We start from the raw sequence: 20,056 nt of genomic DNA on the forward strand, positions 1-20,056 counted from the left end.
CGGGCATCGTGAAAAATCTATGGCAAAGAAAGCCTTATGTTCTCATAACTGACGATTAAATCGCACCTTCCCTAATGCACAGCAGGTGGAACTGTGGGATGGACGTGAATTCTGGATGAATAGTGTCAATCTGGTGGGGGGAGGATTAAATGCGGAAAAAGGGAATATTGACATACGAGCATCTGGTTTTGAATTATCACCTGTCTATGATAAACGGGATACGCCGAAGATAATTTCCGGTGGCGATATTTCTATTCTCGCGAACGTGACTGGAATTAGAGAGATTGCCACCAGGAGGGAAAGTGAAATTAACCCAGGAGAATGGATTGTAGAAATAATCAGGCCCACTTTATCCAGCCAGGGAAATATTGAACTGGGGGCGGATTATATGTTCTTTGGTCATGCGTTACTGGATGCCGGAGGTGACGTCAATATTAGCGCAGACTACTTTGATAGCCGATTACAACAGGAGTACTCTGGTGATGTTATTGATTATTCAGAAATCAACAGTGGCGGCAGTGTAAATTTCACCTTTGGCTACCAGGCTGGTTTGCATAAAACAAAGGTTAATGCTAAAGAGGATATAAATATCCTTGCTGATGGCGAGCTTTACCTTTTCGGTAGCAACACTGTGTATTATACGGACGACATTTACTCCCTGACGTATAAAGGCGTCAACTTTGATGCCAGCAACATTTTTATTTCTGCCGAAAGCCTTACTGTCGATAGTGGAGAGCTTAAGGCAGATAACACACTATCTTTATCTTCTGTTAAAAATATGTCGGTCAATGGCAGGGAAGGATATGATAATGACGATGGGAATGGATATAGCATTTTATGGAACCCGGTTTTATTATCAGCAGGCAATTTACTGACACTGGATTCAGAAGGTGATATCAACGCGTCTGCCGTTAACTTTTTATCTGATGGTGATATTAACCTTCGCGCAACGGGTAACATAACGCTGACCAGTCAGCATGATAAGACGATTTATGACTGGCGCAGCGACGACATTCAGACCTGGATTAATACCGGCGCCACATTATTCACCAGTGGCCGCGATATCACCCTTGATGCCGGGTCGAACATTACAGTTGATGCTGCGGTATTGATTGCCGGCAGAGATATCACCCTGGATACGGGTGAAAATATCAGTCTGAATGCAGTGGCAACAGAAGATTACAAATACAGCCACGGTTACCAGGTTCAGCAGGAAGAGCATTATATTCGCCAGGCGGGCACCGAATTCACCAGCGGGCGAGATATCAGTCTCACGTCCGGGCAGGATATTTCGCTCCAGGCGGCGCAGCTTGATGCCAAAAATTATCTCGACCTGCTCGCATGGGGCGATATTACCATCGGCAGTGCGACGGAAAGCGATTATTATTTCTATGAAAAAAACACCTCCTCAAACAATGTTATTTCTTCCACCCACACCCAGACTATCGAGGAGGATTATGCCACCCTCGAGAAGGGCAGCCTGCTCAGCGCCGGCGCTGTTTTGCTTTTTGCTGTCAACGATCTGGCGCTCACCGGCTCTGCCGTCATCAGTGATGATGAGCTTTATATTAATGCCGGTAATGCCGTGGCATTAACCGCCGCCAGCGAGGAATACGCCAGCGTACGTATCAAAAACGTCAATAAGAGCGGGATCCTGAGTGGCGGTCTTTTCGGTTTTACCATCGGTAAAAAATCGTCCCGCCATAAAGTGGAAGAAAATGGCATCACCCAGAGTCAGAGCCTCAGCACACTCGGCAGCACGGCCGGAAATGTTATCATTGATGCAGGAGGTCAGGTCGATTTGACCGGGGCAGATATTATTGCTGCCCGCCAGGTCGCGGTCTACGGCAGCGACATCCAGATTCAACCGGGCCGCGACAATCTGCAACGCTATGAGCGGCTGGAATATAAAACCCAGGGGCTGACGCTGGGGCTTACGGGCGTGGTGGCGAACATTATCACCAGCGTGATAGATATCGCCCATTCAGTCAGGGAAGCCGGTTCAGACCGGATATCTGCCCTGCGCGGCATCCAGTCCATGCTCTCCGGCGTTCAGGCAGTCCAGTCCGCCGTGGTGAATTCGGATCAGCCTGCGGGCCAGCTGATTGGTATTTCAGCGTCTCTCGGTCAGCAAAAATCTGTGATGGAGCGGCGCGATACTTCCAGCATCGTCAGCCCTTCAGATATTACCAGCGGTGACGGCACCACTATCGTGGCCGATAATAATGTGCTGATTGCAGGCAGCCGGTTAAAGGCGGGCGGCGATATTGCGCTGGAAGCCGGTCAAAATCTGCTGCTGCTCGCTGCGGCAAACACGTATGAGAGCAGCAGTAAGAACAGCAGCTCTGGCGGTAGCGTGGGCATCACTTTTGGCCTCGGGCAAAGCAGCGGACTCAGTGTGACCGCTGGCGCAAACTACAGCAAAGGCAGGGAAAACGGCAGCATCACGGAGATGATTGAAACCCTGATTAGCAGCGGCAATCAGGTATCGCTGAAGGCCGGGAAGGATATCGCCCTGATTGGCGCCCAGGTCAGCGGCGATAAGGTTGTAGTCAGGGCGGGCAATAACCTGAACCTGACCAGTTTGCAGGACAGTGACAGCTACGAAGCGAAGCAGGACAGCATCAGCGGCAATATGAGCGTCGCCATCTACGGGACGGGCAGCTCCGCCAGCATCAGCGCCAGCAGCCAGAGGATAAACAGCGACTATCAAAGCGTCATTGAGCAGACCGGTATTTACGCCGGGTCGGCTGGATTTGATATTGAGGTTCAGGGTGACAGCTGGCTGGACGGGGCCGTTATCGCCTCGCAGGCCGGAGCAGAACACAACCGGCTGCAGACCGGAACACTCGCCTGGCGCGATATTATCAATTCCGCCAGCTATGACACTGAACAGGCCGCCATCAGCACAGGAACCAGCGGCGGCGGGGCCAGTTTGGGCGACAGCAGCGGGCAGGACAGCAGCAGGACTCGTTCCGCCCTCTCCCCTGCCCTGCTGGTGGTGACGGCACCCCAGGCACAACGGCAGGACATCACCACCTTAAGTCGTGATGTGGAGAATGCTAATCAGCAGCTCTCGCCGATATTTGACCTGAATAAGGAGCAAAAGCGGCTCCAGACACTGCAGTTACTCGGCGAGATTGGCGCTCAGGTGGCGGATATTGCAAGGACGCAGGGTCAGATAGAGGCAATTAAAGCAGGCAAAGCCGAGCTGACAGACAAAGGAATAGCCGAACCGGACGAAAATGGCACGGCAGAAGACTGGGCCGAATATAACGCCCTGGTGACCGCGACGGACAGTTATAAAACGGCGCAGCAACAATGGGGAACGGGCAGTACTATCCAGCAGGCTATCCAGGCGGCTACGGCGGCGTTGCAGGGCCTGACCAGCGGCGATATCGCTCAGGCACTCAGCGGCGCGTCCGCCCCCTATCTCGCAGAGCAGATACACAATCTGACGAACGGCAACCCGGAAGCGAAAGCCATCGCGCATGCGGTGTCAGGTGCTCTTACCGCGTATATGTCAGGTCATAGCGCGCTGGCAGGCGCCGCAGGTGCGGTCAGCGGCGAACTGATGGCAGAGCTGGTGATGAATCAGCTGTATCCGGGTAAAGACGTCAGCGAATTATCAGAAACAGATAAACAGACTATCAGCATCCTGGCAACCCTGACGGCAGGTCTGGCTAACGGGATAACCGGCAGCTCAGCGGCAGATGCCATAGCGGGAGCCCTGGCCGGGAAAAACGCAGCTGAGAATAACTATCTGAGCGGTAAAGATATAACTACCTTCGCCGAAAAGTATGCAAATGCGAAGACCGAAAAGGAGAAGGAGCAGCTTTGGGCCGCTCTAAAGAAACTGGATGTAGAGCAACAAGCGCAGGCTTTATCTACAGGAATATCGATAGCCGATCAGAAACAAGTCCTGGCTGACCTTAAAACGCTTTCGGCATCACCAGACTGTAATACTCAGTGCCAGGAACTGGTGACTTACTCCATAGCTGAACTTGAACCGGTAACTAACAACACTCAGCTTCACGAAGACAATCTCAAGAAAGGGGTACTGGCAGCTGTTATTTACGCGCTGACAGTAGAGAAACCTGCATCCAGTGGATCGGATCTGTCTTCGTTGACAAAAGAGCAGCAGCGGTTAATCCGAAATGCCGAAAATATCACGACGGCGAGAGGGATACAGAATCCGTTCCCGCGTGATTTAAATGAGAAGATCCTGTGGAGTCAGGTGAAGGCTAATCCATCTGCTGGGGAGGTGCTTAAGGGAATGAATAAAGATCCCCACTTCCCGGCATCAGCGGGATTCCAGAAAATGCAGGTTACTCATGAATTACCTGATGGTTCAAATATCACAATACATTATCAATACAACTCAAATACCGGTAAGGCTTATGATATGAAAATGGTGACTCCGCAAGCTAATCCATTGCAGCCAGGTCCATCGTTAAAGGGAAAATAATGAAAATACAAAATGATAGATCTGAAAAGATTATTGATGTTTATGCTGTTTACTGGAGCCATGGAGAAACTTATTTTTATGGTTTTTCAAAGGGATATAACGGACTGCTTGCTTATAAAGCTAGTAATGTGAAGATCATTGATCCTGTGATGTCTGGTGATTTTATATTCTTCGAGGGTGGTTTTTTTTATAAGCCACTGATAGAAGAAAAACTTCTTGATGATCTACTTGAATATGATGAAACTGCTTATAATCGGTTCCTGGAAATCCTGAAAGCGGAAGGCAAAATAGATCCTGACTTTTACTGATTATTAAAATCCCAGCCCTTGCGGCTGGGATTTTAACGTTACGTGTCGGTCAGACTCTATTCTGCCATGCTGCAATCACCAGGATAAACTCTGCTATCTGCCACTGCTTGCGGGCGGAGAGTTTTTTACAGACCTGGCGTAACCGGGTCAGCACTTCCGGCTCCGTTGTTGGCTGCGGTTCCTGCGCAGTCAGGATCGGACATTCCGGCAGCACCCGATCATCAGCCGGCGTGTCGGTCTTAAATCCCACCCGATAACGCTTAATAGCTCCCCGCCGCACTCTGCTTACCGATCCCGGCTTTAAACAGTGCCAGACGACTATCCAGCGCTTCGGTATAGAGCATGGTGTCCACCCCCACCGCGACAAAATTAGCCCCCCACTGCAACGCTTTTCGGGCCATATCAGGTGAGACGGCCAAAAATCCCGCCGCCTTTCCGGTCGCCCGGACTCGCTCCAGTGCATCCTGAATCACCCGTTGTACCTCCGGGTGGCCTGCATTGTCAGGGTATCCAAGGGAAGCTGAAAGATCTGCCGGGCCAATAAAGACGCCATCAATACCCTCTACAGCAAGGATCGCATCCAGATTATCCAGCGCGGTTTTACTTTCGACCTGAATCAGCAAACACAATTCGTCATTCGCGCGGGCCATATAGTTTTCGACGCGTCCCCAACGTGCGGCACGTGCGACGCTTGCCCCCACCCCACGCGTCCCCAGCGGTGGATAGCGGGTGGCGGACACAATCTCCCTCGCCTGCTCCGCACTCTCCACCATCGGGATCATCAGCGTGCGGGCGCCGATATCAAGCACCTGTTTGATCACACTTCGGCTCCCCTCCACCGGCCGGATCACCGCCTGGCTGGAGTAAGGGGCGATAGCCTGAAGCTGATGATAGAGATCCTGGATAGTGTTTGGCGCATGTTCGCCGTCGATCAATAACCAGTCATACCCGGATGTTGCCGCAATCTCAGCCATATAAGCCGTCGTCGAACTCAACCAAAGGCCAATCTGGGATTCACCTTTTCGCAACCCGGCTTTAAACGGGTTAGACAAGACCATATCTGTTGTCATTCTTTACTCCTTGTTAGGGGTGTGAGCCCTGAGAGCGGGCGACCGGGCGTGTACACTCAGCGAGAAGATAATCAGCGAGCCGACAATAGCGACTCCTGCCAGCGTCAACAGCCCGGCGGCGCTGCTGGCAAAAGCGGTTTCAGCCTTTACGCGGATAATTGGCGCCAGAAAGCCGCCGACAGCGCCAAACAGATTCACAAAACCAATGCCAGCGGCAAGAGCCGTGCCGGACAGCAGCTGGGTCGGCATAGTCCAGAATACGGGCTGCACGGCAATAAACCCGACGGCAGCCACGCACAATGCGAGGATCGCCAGCAGCGGAGAAACCAGACCGGAGACGCCAATCCCTATACCGGCAGCCAGAAGCGTTAACCCGGCAATGTTGCGACGCTCTCCGGTTTTGTCAGAGTAGCGTGGGATAAGCCAGGTACCGAAGAGCGCGGCAACCCAGGGGATGGCGGTCACAACAGACGCGGTAAAGCCGACTTTCGTACCGAGTAATGCGGCGACCTGCGTCGGCAGGAAGAATATCAGGCCATACACCGCAACCTGAATGGTGAGGTAGATAACCGCTAACTGCCATACCCGGCCATTGCGCAGCGCATCTGACAGGCGCGAGGTGACTTTCGTTTCTTCTTCGCTGGCCAACTGGCGAATCAGAATGCTCTTTTCCTCAGGCGACAAAAAACGCGCCTGTGCGGGAGTGTCATCGAGCCAGAAAAAGGTAAAAACACCCGCGCCGATAGCAAGGAGACCTTCAATCAGGAACATCCAGAACCAGCCCGGATGCCCCATAAAACCGTGCATTTCGAGCAGCGCGCCGGACAGCGGCGACCCGAGGGTGAGTGCCAGCGGAGCCCCCATATAAAACAGCCCCATAATCCCTGCCCGGTTGCGCTGCGGAAACCACTGCGAGGTGAGGTAAATCATGCCGGGAAAGAAACCGGCTTCCGCCGCGCCCAGCAATGTGCGGACGATAAGGAATTTGCTCTCGCTGTCGGCCCAGGCCATTGCGGCCGAGAGGAAACCCCACAACAACGTGGTACAACCAATCCAGTAGCGGGCGCCGAACTTACGCATCAGCAAATTGGCCGGCACGCCTAAAAACGCATAGACCACAAAAAAGATCCCGGCACCGAGCGCATAGGCTTCGTTACTCAGACCGGTATCAATCTGATACGTCTCTTTTGCAAAACCAATGTTCGACCGATCAAGGAATGCCAGAACATAGAGCATCAGCATAAATGGGATCAAACGGGCGCGGTTTTTCGTTACCACGCGGTCAAGTAAGGTGGTATTCATGATTCGATTCCCTGGAGTATCCGGCGTCACGCCAAAGGGTGCGACGCCCGAGCATTAATGGGTGTAGGGGCGTTTAAGGTTGCAATCGCGATTAAGCTCGACGCCAAAACCGGGTTTATCCAGCACCGTCTTATGGATACGCCCCTTCACCGGAACGGGTTCATCGGTCAAAATCGGATCGAACTGCGGGCGTAATGTCGAACAGTCCGGGCTGGTCATCAGGAACTCACTAAAGGGCGTATTGGTGAAGGTTATCACCGCGTGGTGGGAATAGACCGATGAGCCATGCGGCACCACCAGTTGTCCGCGCGCTTTCGCTATCGCCGCGATTTCAACCAGTGTCGTCAGACCACCGCACCAGCCAACATCGGGTTGCATAATATCGATACCCGTCTCCGACAGCGTACGGAAGGATTGCAGCGTACCGTGATGCTCTCCGCTGGTGACCATCATCCCCGGCGGAGCATTGCGTTTAAGCTCACGATAGCCTTCATACTGCTGAGGCGGCAGACACTCTTCGATCCATTTAAGGTTATAAGGGGCACAGGCATGGGCAAGTTTAGTGGCGTAATTGACGTCCTGGCTCATCCAGCAATCCAGCATCAGCCAGAAATCTTCACCACACTTCTGCCGGTATTCCGCCACCATGGCCGCATCTTTGCGGATCCCGGCATCGCCGTCGTGCGGCCCCCAACGTGTGGGCATCTTCCCGCCAATAAAGCCCATCTCTTTAGCCAGATCAGGGCGCGCACCGGTGGCATAAAACTGGATCTCATCCCGCACCGCGCCGCCGAGTAATTTATACACCGGCAGCCCGACAACCTTGCCAAACAGATCCCATAAAGCCAGATCCACGCAGGAGATCGTATTCATCACCAGACCGCCTGACCCGGCATAGTAATAAGTCGCGCCCAGCATTTGATCATGGATAAGCTTAATGTCGCTGACGCATTTCCCTTCGATAAAACGGTTGAGATGCTTTTCGACGATAAAGCAGCCCATTTCCCCAGCCGTGGTGACGGCGAATCCGGTTTGCCCATTCTCGGCTTCAACTTCCACAATCAGGGTGCCCAGCACGTTGATGCCGAACGACTGGCGTGACTGTTCATACGCTTTGTATTTGCTCATCGGCGTGGCGATATGGTCATCAATCCAGTGGCTGGCTCCCTGGTCGTGATAATCGCCGCCACCTGCGCCTTTCTCAGCGGTGGCTCCACCCGTATACCAGGCGCGGACGTGTTTGATTTTCGGTAGGATCATGATGTTCTCCTTTTTATGAGGCTTGTTTTTCGAATGGGCTTTTCCACCCTAATAATCGGGAAATATCTTTCGCGCAGGCGATAGCCTTACCCGCGAGGTAATCCCGGTTTTCTTCGTTGATTTGCAGACGAGTCCCCACCACCGAGATGGCCGCCGTCAGTTCATTGCTGGCATTAAAAACAGGGGCAGCGACACAGCGCACGTCGGGATAATCCTCGCCGTGGTCATAGCTCCAGCCACAGGCGCGAATACGCACTAATTCGTCCTGCAACTGCTGCGGACCGCTGATGGTGGTTGGTGTGGCCTTTTCCCACACCATCTGACGGATAATCTCATCGCGTACGGCTGGCGATTGCCAGGCCAGTAAACATTTGCCGATCCCCGAACGATAGAGTGAAAGGCTTTTCCCCTCATGGGAGCGCACGCTGATGGTGGATGAGGATTCGATTTTCAGAATGTAGTAAGCGTTAGCATTATCAATAATGCCCAGGTGACACAGCAGGCCGGTTTGATCCATCAGCAGGCTTAAACGGGGGCGCGCAATTTCGCGCAGATCCATTTTGCTCAGCGCCTGCCCGGCCAGTTCAACCAGCTTCGTCCACAGGCAATAATTGTCCTGGCTGTCGGTGCGCAGAAAACGCTCTTTTTTCAGCTCCCCCAAAATTAAGTAAGCGGTGCTTTTGGGGATCCCGGTTTGCTCAATAATGGTCGCGGCACTACAGGGGCCGATATGCGCGATAAGGTTGAGTATCTGTATGGCTCGTGAAAGAGCGGGTACTTTGCTTGATTCCAACATGCTGGACTCCGGTCCTGGGTGTTGGAATCAGTGTTGCGGCATACAGGGCAGGATTTTGTGAAATCGCTCAAAGAGTGTTGGCTGTCCAGACAGTTGTACCGACTGGAAGAAAAAAATGTGAAAAAGCGCACAGATTTTTTTAAGCGGAGTACAACAGGCTGGACAAAGAAAGGCGGGAGGCAGAAAAAACCTCCCGTTAGTAAAGGATTACTCGATGGTGAGACTCTCGACGACATTGATCCAGCCGTGGTCGCTGGCAAGATCCTTGCCGCTCAACCAACGACGCAGAATATTCAGCGCCATCATGGCACACACTTCCTGGCGAACCGCCAGACTGTGCCGGTTGGTGTTGAATTTCGCCCGCAGCGCATGCGTGCCTTCCGGCGTTGCCAGCGCAAAATTGATGAACTCCTCTTCAAGTCCGGTAACCGTCAACGCCAGCCCGGCTAAATGGCGGTTACGCAGGCCCGATGCCCAGCGGGCAGCCTGCAACAGGGCTTCATCCTGTGAGGGTAAGACTTCACTTGCCAGCAACGGCGCACCCGCGCGCGACAGCTGTAACGCCACCAGCCCACCGGTAAATTGCTCGCTTAAGGTCAGGCTCAGCTGTCGTTCACGCAGCCGTTCGGCAAGCCATAAGGGCAGACCGCCGGTGCCTTCAAAAATCACGCTTTCGCCCGCCACGCGTTTGACTTCAGGCCAGATGGCCTCCATCGCCTCTTTGTGTTGCGCAGGCCCGGTGAGTTTTAACTCAATGATCGGCATCGATGAACGGTAGCCCATCACCACACCCTCTGGCAGCGTCAGGTGCGAAAGATTTTGTGCCAGATCGCTTTCAGAACGACCAAAGGTGGTCAGGCGCAAACATACGGGCGATGGCGGCAGCGTAAAGCGCTCGCGAAGACGCGGCAGAATTTCCTGCTCGACCATCACTTTGAATTCGGAAGGAACGCCTGGGGTGAAAAACATCAGACAGCGGTTAAGCTTAACGGCAAAACCGCACGCGGTGCCCACCGGGTTATCCACCAGTTCAGCACTGGCCGGAATTTCCGCCTGCTTGCGATTGCTCGGCGCCATAACACGCCCGCGTTCGGTAAAGAAACGCGCCATATGCGCAAGCCATTCTTCGTGTAACACCAGCCCTTCGCCTTTTGCCGTTGCGGCAGCCAGCGCGCTCAAATCATCACTGGTTGGTCCTAAGCCGCCATTAACAATAAGGATGTCGGCATGTTCACTGCGCTCGCGCAAAATCGCGATCAAATCATCCAGGTTATCCCCAACGGTATTGCGTCGGGTTAAGGGCAATCCCTGATTAAAGAAAAAATCTGCCAGCCAGGCCGCATTGGTATCGACAATTTGTCCATGCAACACTTCATCGCCGGTAGACAGCATCTCTACGTTTAACATTGTTTTCTCCAGCAAGAGAGGTTGCAACACTATACCGCATGAGAAGGGAGAAGGGGAAAGGAGGTAAGAAACTGGCGCGACCTGACGCCGCGCCGGGGAAATCAGAAGCTGGCGTTGACGCCAACGTAAGGACCATCGGCAACTGTGTTGTCGCGATTGCCCTCTTTGCCCGTCAGATCGATATAACGATAACCGGCTTCAACACTCAGCGGACGGAAAATGGTCAGGCGCGCGCCCGCGTTCGCTTCTTTGTAATCTTTCACGCCGCTGGAGAGCGAGTCCGGCGAATAGTAGTACTCGCCAAAGAGACGGAAACTGTCGCTCACCTGCCACTGCAAACCACCGCCCACTGCGGCGGCATAGCCTTCGCTGCCTGCATTCGGGTTGAGATAAACGCCTTTACCGCCCACGGTGCCCATAAAAGGTCCCAACGGAATGTTATAGCCCAGACCCAGGCCTGCGATATCACCGTCATCGTCGTTATGTGCCCAGTTGCCGCTCAGTGCCAGGCCGCTGCTTTCAGTTCCCATGCCAACGCCCAGGTTGGTGTAGTGCTCGCCAACCTGACCGCTAAGGCTCACGGCATTGGCAGCAAAAGAGGCCAGAATCAGGGCAGCCAGACCCATATACGTCATTTTTTTCATTTCCATGTTCCGCGCAAAATAGTAAGGCAATAAAAGCCGCTGATTGTACGATCATTTTTTTTGAGAATACTGAACTAAAAATGATTTGTTACATCAATCGTTGTTTTTTACATCATTCGCGTTATCACTGCATCCTGCCGCAAATGGTGCTATAACAAAGACCCTCAAAATGATAAGGATAGCCTGATGCGCCAAAGAACCATTGTCTGCCCGTTGATTCAAAACGATGGCGATTATCTGCTTTGTAAAATGGCAGACGATCGCGGTGTCTTTCCCGGTCAGTGGGCCCTTTCCGGTGGTGGCGTGGAGCCAGGAGAGCGTATCGAAGACGCATTACGTCGGGAGATTCGCGAGGAGTTGGGGGAGAAGCTCGTTCTGCAATCGATAACCCCATGGACATTCAGTGATGATATCCGCGTAAAAACCTATGCCGATGGCAGCAAAGAAGAAATCTATATGATTTACCTGATATTTGATTGTGTCAGCGCCAACAGAGAGGTGTTGATCAATGAGGAATTCCAGGACTATGCGTGGGTAAAAACGGCGGATTTAGGCCACTACGATCTGAACGTCGCCACCCGCCGGACGCTGACGCTCAAAGGCCTGCTGTAAGAGGATAAGGCTGGCACCACTCAATGCTGACAGTGTGCCAGATCCGCTTGTGCAAGCCCGGTCAGCTGTAAAACCTGCTGTTTATCGAGTCCATTATTCAGCATCACATTTGCAATGCGTAGCGCCTCGGCTTTTTGACCTTCTTTGAGTCCTTCTTTGAGTCCTGCGTCGCGGCCCTCTTTCCGACCCTGACGTAAACCTTTACGCCTTCCCATTTCTTCAAGCTGTTCTGCAATGGTCATCAACGTTTCCTTATGTTGCGGTGAACGCTGCGCCAGCTGGTGTAGAAAAGCGACTGGCGTGGGCGTATTTCCGGTACTGAGCAAATAATGAATCGCGGTATGTAACTGCTGCGAAGTAGTGTATCCCAGCAATAATGTGGTGACCAGTTTGTCCAGCAGACGCATCACATCTCGCTGGCGGATATGCTTTTGCAGAAGTTCAAGGAGTGCTATTCGCCGATGCGCCATGATCTGCTCATCAGGTATCACGGTAACGTCTACCAAAGGAAACGCTGCGTGATAAAGCCGGCCAGCAAGTTGTGGATCCTGGAATTCGTCCAGCCAGCATAATGACCAGGGATATGGACTCACTTTGCCATGATAAAAGAGGATTGGGACAACTATAGGTAACCTTGCATGACCCGCGTCAAGATGGCGCTGCATAGCGGCCACCGAATAACGCATCAGGCGAAAAGCCATATGCCTGTCCGGTGAGCTTTGGTGCTCAATCAGCGCATAAATGTACCCCTGCGCATCGCGCATTTTCACCGAATACAACACATCCGAGTAATACGTGCGCAGGTTGTCATCCACAAAACTCCCTGATTCAAGCTGCAGGCTCTCGAGATCGCAAAGTTCCCTCAGATGAGCGGGTAGATGTATGTCGAGAAAATCCTGCGCGGTTTCCTTATTGCTAAGAAAGCGTTTGAAAAGTGCATCATGCACTGACGTCCCTGAGCTGCGATTCATTATGTTCCCTGAAAGAAAAGATTTCAGGGACACTACCATTCAGATCGAATCGCAGCACCGACTTTGCTAATAACTGGAAAGCCCTACGCAAAAATTACCGCTCAACCTGCGTCGCCACCCACGCCTGCAAAGCCCGGCGAGAAATTTTAATGCCGCCCAGAGCTAAGTGTTCCGGCAGAGGGAGCCAGCTTACGGGCTGCTGAAAACGGGCCAGTTTTTCGGCTAACCAGTCTTTAAGCTCGTTGATATCGAACCCGGTATCCGCATCCACCACCGCCACGGGACGCTGGCCAAATTCGGCATCATCAACCGGCACAATAAACACCTGCCGCACCTGCGAATGCCCGGCAATAACGCGTTCAACCTCTTCGGGCTGCACCCCTTCCCCTCCGCTAAAAAAGAGGTTATCCAGTCGTCCCTGGATTGTCAGACGGCCGTTATGCAGGACGCCGCGATCGCGGGTCGCAAACCAGCCGCTGTCATTGACCAGGGGCTGTAGCTGCCCGTTGCGCCAGTACCCTTGCGCCAGACTGGAGGCACGCAGCCAGACTTCGCCTTCAACAATGCGAACTTCCCTGCCGGGTAGCGGGTAGCCGACATCGGGCAGACCGTCTGCCTCTTTGGCGCATACGGTGGAGGCAAACTCGGTCAAACCGTAGCCGCACCAGGTGCTGATCCCCCGGTCTCTGGCATGGTTGGTAAGTAAGACAGGAATTGAAGAACCGCCGAGAAGCACCGCCTTCAGAGAGACCGGCTCGGGTGCATTCAGCAATCGCCAGAGCTGTGTTGGTACCAGTGAGGCATGGGTGCAACCCTGGAGTGCCGCAGCCAGCGGTTGCTCGCTGACGGTAAGCCTGGCGCCGGCCAACAACCAGCGCCAGAAGATCCCCTGCCCGGAAACATGGAATAACGGCAGTGACAGCAACCAGTTATCCTGCCCGGCAAAGGGGATTAACGCCAGCACCCCCTGCGCGCTGGCAAGATGGGCCGCGCAGGTATGGACTGCCGCTTTCGGCAACCCCGTGGAGCCGGAGGTGAGCGTCATTGAGGCCAGCCTCTGCGGCCGCCAGCCCGCATCATAATTCCCCGCAGCTTCACGCAGGTCCAGTGCGATAAGATCTGCAAAATCTGCGTTATCGGCCAGATCCACCGCAAAGCGCAGTGTCAGCCCTGGCAGCAGTTCCTCCAGAAGCGCCGAAGGAAGCTGCGGATTGATCGGCTGCACACGTGCGCCACATTGCAACAACGCGAGCCAGGCCAGTACGATGTCGGGATGATTTTTCCCACGCAGCATTACCCCGTCACCCGGCTGAACGCCCTGGGCGGCAAAGCCGCAGGCAAGACTGTCAATACGCTGGCATAACGCGCGCCAGCTTAGCGTCTGCTCACCCAAATAAATGGCCACTGCCTCACCACGTTGTTCGCGCCAGTGGCGCCACGGCCAGTCGTTAAAGGTCATAACAATGGCTCCAGCGTTTCAACGCCCAGGCAGGGCAATTGACTGCCGGGCCACTGGCGTAGCAGCTGCGCCTGCATCAGATTCAGGGTGTCGAGACCCGGAATGCTCTCTGGCGTCAGCCAGGCCGCAATACGCGCCAGTTGGGTTAAACCTAGGCTCGACTCAATGGAGGAGCTTATCACCACCGATAATCCAAGCTGTTTTGCCGCAGCCACCTGGGCCTGCACTTTTTCAATGCTTCCAGTCAACGTCGGCTTAATCACCACTGCCCGCACACCCTCTTCAGCCGCGAAGCTGAAATCCTCATCGCGCAAACTTTCATCCCACGCGATGGCGATGCCCGTTTCACGGGCAAAGGCGAGCGAGTCTTCCCGACGCTTACAGGGTTCTTCCAGAAAGGCTATCCGCGCGCGATATTCCGGTGCCACATATTTCGCGAACTGCTGCGCTTTTAGCGGCGACCAGGCGCGATTGGCGTCAAGACGAAGCTGCAAATCGGGAATCGCCTCCAGCAGAAGGTTTACCACCATCCCGTCACGTACCGCTTCATAAAGTCCGACTTTCATCTTCGCCACCTTCTCGCCAGCCAGGGAGGCAAGGGCCACAAAGAGTTCATCCGGATCGCCGGTACACAACATCGCGGCACAGTGATTCGCCGCCTGAGGCAATTGGTTGTGCAGTTCCGCCAGCGCGCAGCTGAGACCAAAATCGACGGCTGGCAGGCCAGGTAACGCGGGCTGTTGCCCACCTTGCCAGGCCTTAACCCAGCTCAGAGTCGCAGCCATTGCTTCAGCCAGCGATTCATGGCTGAAACCAGGTAACGGGGCGATTTCCCCCCAACCTTCAGCGGCTCCATCCTGCAGGTGCACGAAAAGACCCTCGCGGATTTTCAGCCGCTGCTCGCGTAACACCACGCCCGCGTCCATCGGTATCTGCCAGCGGTAAACCTGCACAAGACGCATTACGGATTCCGTTTAAATTTACTGAAATCAGGCTGACGTTTTTCGTTAAACGCGTTGCGACCTTCCTGCCCTTCTTCGGTCATATAGAACAGCATGGTGGCATTCCCCGCCAGCTCCTGCAGACCTGCCTGGCCATCACAATCCGCATTCAGCGCGGCCTTCAGGCAACGCAGCGCCATCGGGCTGTTTTGCAGCATTTCGCGACACCAGCGAACGGTTTCTCGCTCCAGCTCAGCCACCGGCACCACAGTGTTGACCAGTCCCATATCCAGCGCTTCTTTGGCATCGTACTGGCGGCAAAGGAACCAGATCTCACGGGCTTTTTTCTGCCCAACAATGCGCGCCATATAGGATGCGCCCCAGCCGCCATCGAAGGAGCCGACTTTCGGTCCTGTCTGTCCGAAAATGGCGTTTTCTGCCGCGATGGTGAGGTCACACATCATATGTAATACATGACCACCGCCGATGGAGTAGCCAGCAACGGCGGCCACAACCGGTTTCGGACAGGTACGGATCTGACGCTGGAAATCAAGGACGTTGAGATGATGAACGCCGGAGTCATCCTGATATCCGCCGTAATCGCCGCGTACTTTCTGGTCACCGCCGGAGCAGAACGCTTTTTCACCTTCGCCCGTCAGGATGATCACCCCAATGTTGTCGTCGTAACGGGCGTCAGACAGCGCCTGGATCATCTCTTTAACGGTCAGCGGACGAAAGGCATTACGTACTTCAGGGCGATTAATGGTGATTTTGGCAATGCCGTCGGTGGATTTGTGATAACGAATATCACTGAACCCCGTAGAACAGTCCTGCCATTCAATAGGCGCGTAAAGCATTGTTTCATCAGGATAGATCATAATGTTCCTTTTATATCAAGACGTAAAATGTGTGCCAGACAGTCCGCAACAGCGGCGGGATCCTCCCGGTGCGCGTTATGTCCAGCGGCAACAATCAGATGACAGACGGCGGCAACATCTGCCGCCAGCCCACGAAATTTACTGTCAAATTCACCACATAAGTAATTAACAGGAAAGGCACACTGACGCAGTGCCGGGCGTAAATCAGGCTGAACCGCCAGGGAAGTGGCCTCCAGCATCGATGCCAGACTCATACCCTTATTCTGGCTACGCAGTGCCACCAGTGTGCAGCGTTGCTCAGGCGTGAGCGAGGCAAATACCGGTTGTTGATACCAGTCGCTAAAGACGCTGGTAAGAGGTTCAGTGCGAAATCGTTCCGCCCAGCGCAGATCTGAAGCCATGCGCGCAGCCCGCTCAGCGTTATCGATAAGGCCCGGATGACCGCCTTCAATAATTAACCCGCATATCCCCACCGATTGCTGGCAGGCAAAATCCATCGCCACCCTGCCGCCAAGGGAATAGCCCACCAGCCAATATTTAAGTATGTTGTAACTATTAAGAGTATCGGACAATAGATGCCGCATTTGCGCAAAGCCGGTGACGACAATATCGGCTGAACCGCCGTGCCCCGGTAAATCAATATAGAGGCGCGGGCAATCCGCGAAGCTGTCGCCCACGGTCTGCCATTCCCGACGATCGCCAGAGAAACCGTGCAGGAAAACCAGCCACGGCCCCGCGGCTTGTGCGTTTGCCACCTGAGCGTGAAGTATCAAAACTGGCTCACCTGCGCCAGAAGGCTTTGCAGCGTATGTGCGCCGTCGGTATCGTCCACCACCAGTTCAATCAGGGTTGTGCCGGGTTGTTCCCAGGCTTTGGCTAACGCGCTGTCCAGCTCCTGCCAGTTGGCAGGACTGTGATATTTCAGGTCAAACATCGCCGCTGCGTGCTCAAAGCGCACATGCTGCGGCATCAGATAGAACTGCTCACGCTCGCTTTGTGGCGTTGGCAGCAGGGAGAAAATCTGCCCGCCATTGTTGTTGACCACAATCAGCACTAAGGGTGCGGATACCTGACGCAGCAGCGCCAGGGCATTAAGATCATAGAGGGCAGACAAATCGCCAACCACCGCCAGGGTAGGCCGGGCAGAGCCACGCTGCACCCCTGCGGCGGTGGAAATCAAACCATCAATACCGCTCGCCCCGCGATTACTGTAGACCGGGTATCCGGCAGGAATTTGCCCCAGCGCGTCCACCAGCCTTACCACCAGGCTGTTACCTAAAAAGAGCTGCCCTTGCTCGGGTAGATACCCGGCCAGCCGGTGGGCCAGCTGCGCCTCGCCAAAGTGTTCCCGCCGAGCTGCCACCGTCTCCCACGCCAGGGCTGACAGTCGGGGAATGTCAGTGCACCAGGGTTGGCGGCTTTCCGCCGGGTGCAACGCCAGCCAGTCGCCAATGCGGGAAGTCAGACGCCGACCGCGATGATGCACCGGATCGAGCCGACCCGCCATGGCATCAACCAGCCAGTACTCTTCCGGCTCGCAGGCTGCCTGCCACTGCAACAGACGTTTGCCCGTCAGGCTGCCGCCCAGTTGTACGACGATCTGCGCCTGCTGAAGCTCGCTCACCGCCCGCGCATTTCCCAGCCATAAATCGGCGCAGGGCAGAGGTTGCCCGGTCTGGGAAAGCACATCGCCAATCAACGGCCAGCCGAGTGTTTTCGCCCAGGCCGCCACCTGTTTCCCTTCCCTGGCGCTCATGCGCCCGGCGACCACCACACCACGCTTCTGCCGCCAGAAGAGCCAGTCACTCTGGGCTGCACTTTTGGTGTGTAAATCGGTGCGTAGCCAGGGTTTATCATCCTGCCACCAGTCGCCTGCGGCCTGTTGCCAGGCAAGACCGGTTTCATCCATATCGCCATACAGCGGTTCCGCGAACGGGCAGTTAATGTGCACCGCACCGTTTTGTTGCTGCCCGACGATGTTATCGATTGCCGAGAGCAGCCAGCGGGCCGGAATATCCTGCGACGGCCGCGGTAATGCCAGAGACTGTGAGGGAAATGAGGCAAAAATATCCGTCTGGCGGATAGCCTGATTCGCACCACAGTCAATCAGTTCCGGTGGCCTGTCCGCCGTCAGGAAGATCAGTTTCTCTCCGGTCAGGCTGGCTTCGATCAGCGCCGGATAAAGGTTGGCCACTGCCGTTCCTGAGGTGACGATCACCGCGACAGGAGAGCGGCTCGACTTAGCCAGGCCAAGCGCAAGATGCCCCAGCCCTCGCTCATCAAAGTGAGTGTGACGAATAAAGGTTGGGTTCTCTGCCGCTGCCAGCGTCAGGGGAGTGGAACGCGAACCAGGGGCGATACAAACATGGCGCACACCATGCCGCGTTAAGGCTTCGAGGATCACCGCAGCCCAGCGTCGGTTAAAAGCACTCACTGACATAAATTTGTCCGGTATCAATAATGTGGTTCAGTATAAAGAAATGAAAACAGCAGGTTTTTGATATGGGTCGGTTATGTGTGCGTCATTAATAATAATGAACGCAGTCCAGCCGCCTTATTTTCGATCTCCTGCCACTCCTGCGTCGGGTCAGAACCGGCCACGATCCCGGCCCCGGCATACAGTCGCACATTGTCTTCATTAACCATGGCACAACGTAGCGACACGCAAAATTCGCTTTGCCGCAAAGACAGGTAGCCAGCAGAACCGGCATACCAGTCACGGGAAAAAGGCTCAGCCTGTTGAATAAATGCCCGTGCAGCCACACGTGGCAACCCGGCGACTGCGGCAGTGGGTTGCAGTAACGACAGACATTGCGCGTCGTCTTCGCCTGCAAGTTCGGTCCAGATACAACGCCGCAGATGCTGTACATTTCTCAGCCGTACAATCTGCACAGGCAGTACCGAAAGCGTCGCTACTGCATGCTGAAGGCGCTGGCAGATATCCTCCACCACCAGCATATTCTCGCGCTGGTTTTTATCGTCGGTCATCAGCCATTCACCGAGCCTCAACGCCTCGGCATCATCATGGTGGCTAACAACAGTGCCCGCCAGCGCTTCAGTACGCAGCGCCACGCCCCGCCGCCGCCAGAGGCGTTCCGGAGAGGAGCCAAGAAAGGCCTGCTGTTGGCTGAACGCCATATAATAATGAAAGCAGTGATGATTCAGACGTCGACTGGCCGCCATCAGTGAAGCAGCGGTAACAGGGCGCTCAAAACGATGGTCGGTGGCACGCGCCAGAACAACTTTCTCCATCTCACCGCAAGCAATAGCCTCAGTGGCCTGCGCCACCAGCCGTTGCCAGCTCGCTTTATCGGGTGTATGAGTTTGTTCAGGCAGAGGTTGCGGAATATCGGGCAGTGCTTTGGTGCTGATAAGCGATAAGAGGAAATCTTTGGCGCTTTGCACATCGTTACGGACTGAGGTCTCACTGTGAACAATCAGCCGCAGAGTGGCGCGCGCCCCCTGGCGAAACCATTCCAGGCGAGGTAAGAACAGCTCACCCTGCTGCGGGTTAAAGGTATTCAGGCCCCAGATACGCAAGTCCTGTTGCGGGTGTTGCCGCAGGAATTGTTGCGCCAGCGGCAGAGATGAAAAACAGACAAGGGCGCCCATTGCAGAGGCTTCATCTTCACCGCTGCGCTGCTGCCAGTAAAATTGTGGAAAACAGGACTGACTCGCCATCCAGGAGAGCGGGTCGAAAGCATCATTCAGCGCGAAGGGAACATCAAAAACGGCCAGGCCCGGCGCGTGCGCAAAATCAGCCGATAATTTTACGAGCAAGTGCTCGAGCGCAACAGAAATAGAAAGCACGTAACCCCCTCCCTGCTAAAAACCGCATATTATACGGGGTGTATACCATAAATTGTATTAGTCGCGACTTGATCTGACACTTGACCTTGAAAGGTTGAGAGTTACCGGTTTTGATATGGGTGTCGAATCC

The 20,056-nt window shown here is 54.4% G+C and carries 17 protein-coding genes; 3 read left to right on the top strand and 14 right to left on the bottom strand.

Going from position 1 to position 20,056, the window contains the following annotated elements; genetic code table 11:
- Nucleotides 1-115: 115 nt before the first annotated feature.
- Nucleotides 116-4,468: a hemagglutinin repeat-containing protein gene (locus tag ACSZO4_RS17750; RefSeq protein WP_437890355.1), complete on the top strand. Its 4,353-nt coding sequence runs from the start codon at nucleotides 116-118 to the stop codon at nucleotides 4,466-4,468.
- Complete coding sequence (locus ACSZO4_RS17755; protein WP_437890356.1) at nucleotides 4,468-4,776, top strand: hypothetical protein; 309 nt, start codon at nucleotides 4,468-4,470, stop codon at nucleotides 4,774-4,776. Before ACSZO4_RS17750 ends, ACSZO4_RS17755 begins: the two co-directional genes overlap by 1 nt.
- A 49-nt stretch (nucleotides 4,777-4,825) precedes the next feature.
- Here the strand turns inward: ACSZO4_RS17755 and ACSZO4_RS17760 are convergent, their stop codons facing one another.
- From ACSZO4_RS17760 to ACSZO4_RS17790, 7 genes are all read right to left on the bottom strand, one after another.
- Nucleotides 4,826-5,026 (bottom strand): hypothetical protein, encoded by a 201-nt coding sequence (locus tag ACSZO4_RS17760; protein ID WP_437890357.1) that lies wholly within the window; start codon nucleotides 5,024-5,026, stop codon nucleotides 4,826-4,828.
- 10 nt (nucleotides 5,027-5,036) lie between these two features.
- On the bottom strand, nucleotides 5,037-5,834 hold the full coding sequence (gene yfaU / locus ACSZO4_RS17765) for a 2-keto-3-deoxy-L-rhamnonate aldolase (protein WP_437890371.1): 798 nt from the start codon (nucleotides 5,832-5,834) through the stop codon (nucleotides 5,037-5,039).
- Between the two features lie 15 nt (nucleotides 5,835-5,849).
- Nucleotides 5,850-7,148, bottom strand: a complete 1,299-nt coding sequence (locus tag ACSZO4_RS17770) for an MFS transporter (RefSeq protein ID WP_437890358.1) — start codon at nucleotides 7,146-7,148, stop codon at nucleotides 5,850-5,852.
- Nucleotides 7,149-7,202: 54 nt separating this feature from the next.
- Complete coding sequence (gene rhmD, locus ACSZO4_RS17775; protein ID WP_437890359.1) at nucleotides 7,203-8,408, bottom strand: L-rhamnonate dehydratase; 1,206 nt, start codon at nucleotides 8,406-8,408, stop codon at nucleotides 7,203-7,205.
- Between the two features lie 13 nt (nucleotides 8,409-8,421).
- Entirely contained in the window at nucleotides 8,422-9,204 is a 783-nt protein-coding gene (locus ACSZO4_RS17780; protein ID WP_437890360.1) for an IclR family transcriptional regulator, read from the bottom strand.
- Nucleotides 9,205-9,411: 207 nt separating this feature from the next.
- On the bottom strand, nucleotides 9,412-10,611 hold the full coding sequence (locus ACSZO4_RS17785; RefSeq protein ID WP_437890361.1) for a nicotinamide mononucleotide deamidase-related protein YfaY: 1,200 nt from the start codon (nucleotides 10,609-10,611) through the stop codon (nucleotides 9,412-9,414).
- A gap of 101 nt (nucleotides 10,612-10,712) precedes the next feature.
- Nucleotides 10,713-11,255, bottom strand: coding sequence for a YfaZ family outer membrane protein (locus ACSZO4_RS17790; RefSeq protein ID WP_437890362.1), 543 nt, complete (start codon nucleotides 11,253-11,255; stop codon nucleotides 10,713-10,715).
- Nucleotides 11,256-11,441: 186 nt separating this feature from the next.
- Here ACSZO4_RS17790 and nudI point away from each other — a divergent pair, with 186 nt between their 5' ends.
- Complete coding sequence (gene nudI, locus ACSZO4_RS17795; RefSeq protein WP_437890363.1) at nucleotides 11,442-11,867, top strand: nucleoside triphosphatase NudI; 426 nt, start codon at nucleotides 11,442-11,444, stop codon at nucleotides 11,865-11,867.
- Between the two features lie 20 nt (nucleotides 11,868-11,887).
- Here nudI and ACSZO4_RS17800 read toward each other — a convergent pair whose 3' ends face one another.
- From ACSZO4_RS17800 to menF, 7 genes are all read right to left on the bottom strand, one after another.
- Nucleotides 11,888-12,838 carry an Rpn family recombination-promoting nuclease/putative transposase gene (locus ACSZO4_RS17800; RefSeq protein ID WP_437890364.1) on the bottom strand — a complete coding sequence of 317 codons (951 nt, stop codon included), beginning with the start codon at nucleotides 12,836-12,838 and terminating at the stop codon, nucleotides 11,888-11,890.
- Nucleotides 12,839-12,932: 94 nt separating this feature from the next.
- Nucleotides 12,933-14,297: an o-succinylbenzoate--CoA ligase gene (gene menE / locus ACSZO4_RS17805; RefSeq protein ID WP_437890365.1), complete on the bottom strand. Its 1,365-nt coding sequence runs from the start codon at nucleotides 14,295-14,297 to the stop codon at nucleotides 12,933-12,935.
- The gene (menC, locus tag ACSZO4_RS17810; RefSeq protein ID WP_437890366.1) at nucleotides 14,294-15,259 is read right to left on the bottom strand and encodes an o-succinylbenzoate synthase; all 966 of its coding nucleotides are present in this window, start codon (nucleotides 15,257-15,259) and stop codon (nucleotides 14,294-14,296) included. Before menC ends, menE begins: the two co-directional genes overlap by 4 nt.
- A complete protein-coding gene (gene menB / locus ACSZO4_RS17815) occupies nucleotides 15,259-16,116 on the bottom strand; it encodes a 1,4-dihydroxy-2-naphthoyl-CoA synthase (protein WP_437890367.1) in 858 nt (285 codons plus the stop codon). The genes menC and menB overlap by 1 nt, the downstream gene beginning before the upstream one ends.
- Nucleotides 16,113-16,889, bottom strand: coding sequence for a 2-succinyl-6-hydroxy-2,4-cyclohexadiene-1-carboxylate synthase (menH, locus tag ACSZO4_RS17820; RefSeq protein WP_437890368.1), 777 nt, complete (start codon nucleotides 16,887-16,889; stop codon nucleotides 16,113-16,115). The genes menB and menH overlap by 4 nt, the downstream gene beginning before the upstream one ends.
- Nucleotides 16,886-18,556: a 2-succinyl-5-enolpyruvyl-6-hydroxy-3-cyclohexene-1-carboxylic-acid synthase gene (menD, locus tag ACSZO4_RS17825; RefSeq protein ID WP_437890369.1), complete on the bottom strand. Its 1,671-nt coding sequence runs from the start codon at nucleotides 18,554-18,556 to the stop codon at nucleotides 16,886-16,888. The genes menH and menD overlap by 4 nt, the downstream gene beginning before the upstream one ends.
- A gap of 71 nt (nucleotides 18,557-18,627) precedes the next feature.
- Nucleotides 18,628-19,926: an isochorismate synthase MenF gene (gene menF / locus ACSZO4_RS17830; protein ID WP_437890370.1), complete on the bottom strand. Its 1,299-nt coding sequence runs from the start codon at nucleotides 19,924-19,926 to the stop codon at nucleotides 18,628-18,630.
- Between the last annotated feature and the right edge of the window lie 130 nt (nucleotides 19,927-20,056).

The organism is Phytobacter sp. V91 (assembly GCF_965644225.1).
Classification (GTDB): Bacteria; Pseudomonadota; Gammaproteobacteria; order Enterobacterales; family Enterobacteriaceae; genus CBFFRJ01.

What these genes read in the sequence shown, in the direction of transcription:
- ACSZO4_RS17750 (WP_437890355.1), top strand. Translation starts at nt 116, where the DNA reads ATGAATAGTGTCAATCTGGTGGGGGGAGGATTAAATGCGGAAAAAGGG.
- ACSZO4_RS17755 (WP_437890356.1), top strand. Translation starts at nt 4,468, where the DNA reads ATGAAAATACAAAATGATAGATCTGAAAAGATTATTGATGTTTATGCT.
- yfaU (WP_437890371.1), bottom strand. Translation starts at nt 5,834, where the DNA reads ATGGTCTTGTCTAACCCGTTTAAAGCCGGGTTGCGAAAAGGTGAATCC.
- ACSZO4_RS17770 (WP_437890358.1), bottom strand. Translation starts at nt 7,148, where the DNA reads ATGAATACCACCTTACTTGACCGCGTGGTAACGAAAAACCGCGCCCGT.
- rhmD (WP_437890359.1), bottom strand. Translation starts at nt 8,408, where the DNA reads ATGATCCTACCGAAAATCAAACACGTCCGCGCCTGGTATACGGGTGGA.
- ACSZO4_RS17780 (WP_437890360.1), bottom strand. Translation starts at nt 9,204, where the DNA reads ATGTTGGAATCAAGCAAAGTACCCGCTCTTTCACGAGCCATACAGATA.
- ACSZO4_RS17785 (WP_437890361.1), bottom strand. Translation starts at nt 10,611, where the DNA reads ATGTTAAACGTAGAGATGCTGTCTACCGGCGATGAAGTGTTGCATGGA.
- ACSZO4_RS17790 (WP_437890362.1), bottom strand. Translation starts at nt 11,255, where the DNA reads ATGAAAAAAATGACGTATATGGGTCTGGCTGCCCTGATTCTGGCCTCT.
- nudI (WP_437890363.1), top strand. Translation starts at nt 11,442, where the DNA reads ATGCGCCAAAGAACCATTGTCTGCCCGTTGATTCAAAACGATGGCGAT.
- ACSZO4_RS17800 (WP_437890364.1), bottom strand. Translation starts at nt 12,838, where the DNA reads ATGAATCGCAGCTCAGGGACGTCAGTGCATGATGCACTTTTCAAACGC.
- menE (WP_437890365.1), bottom strand. Translation starts at nt 14,297, where the DNA reads ATGACCTTTAACGACTGGCCGTGGCGCCACTGGCGCGAACAACGTGGT.
- menC (WP_437890366.1), bottom strand. Translation starts at nt 15,259, where the DNA reads ATGCGTCTTGTGCAGGTTTACCGCTGGCAGATACCGATGGACGCGGGC.
- menB (WP_437890367.1), bottom strand. Translation starts at nt 16,116, where the DNA reads ATGATCTATCCTGATGAAACAATGCTTTACGCGCCTATTGAATGGCAG.
- menD (WP_437890369.1), bottom strand. Translation starts at nt 18,556, where the DNA reads ATGTCAGTGAGTGCTTTTAACCGACGCTGGGCTGCGGTGATCCTCGAA.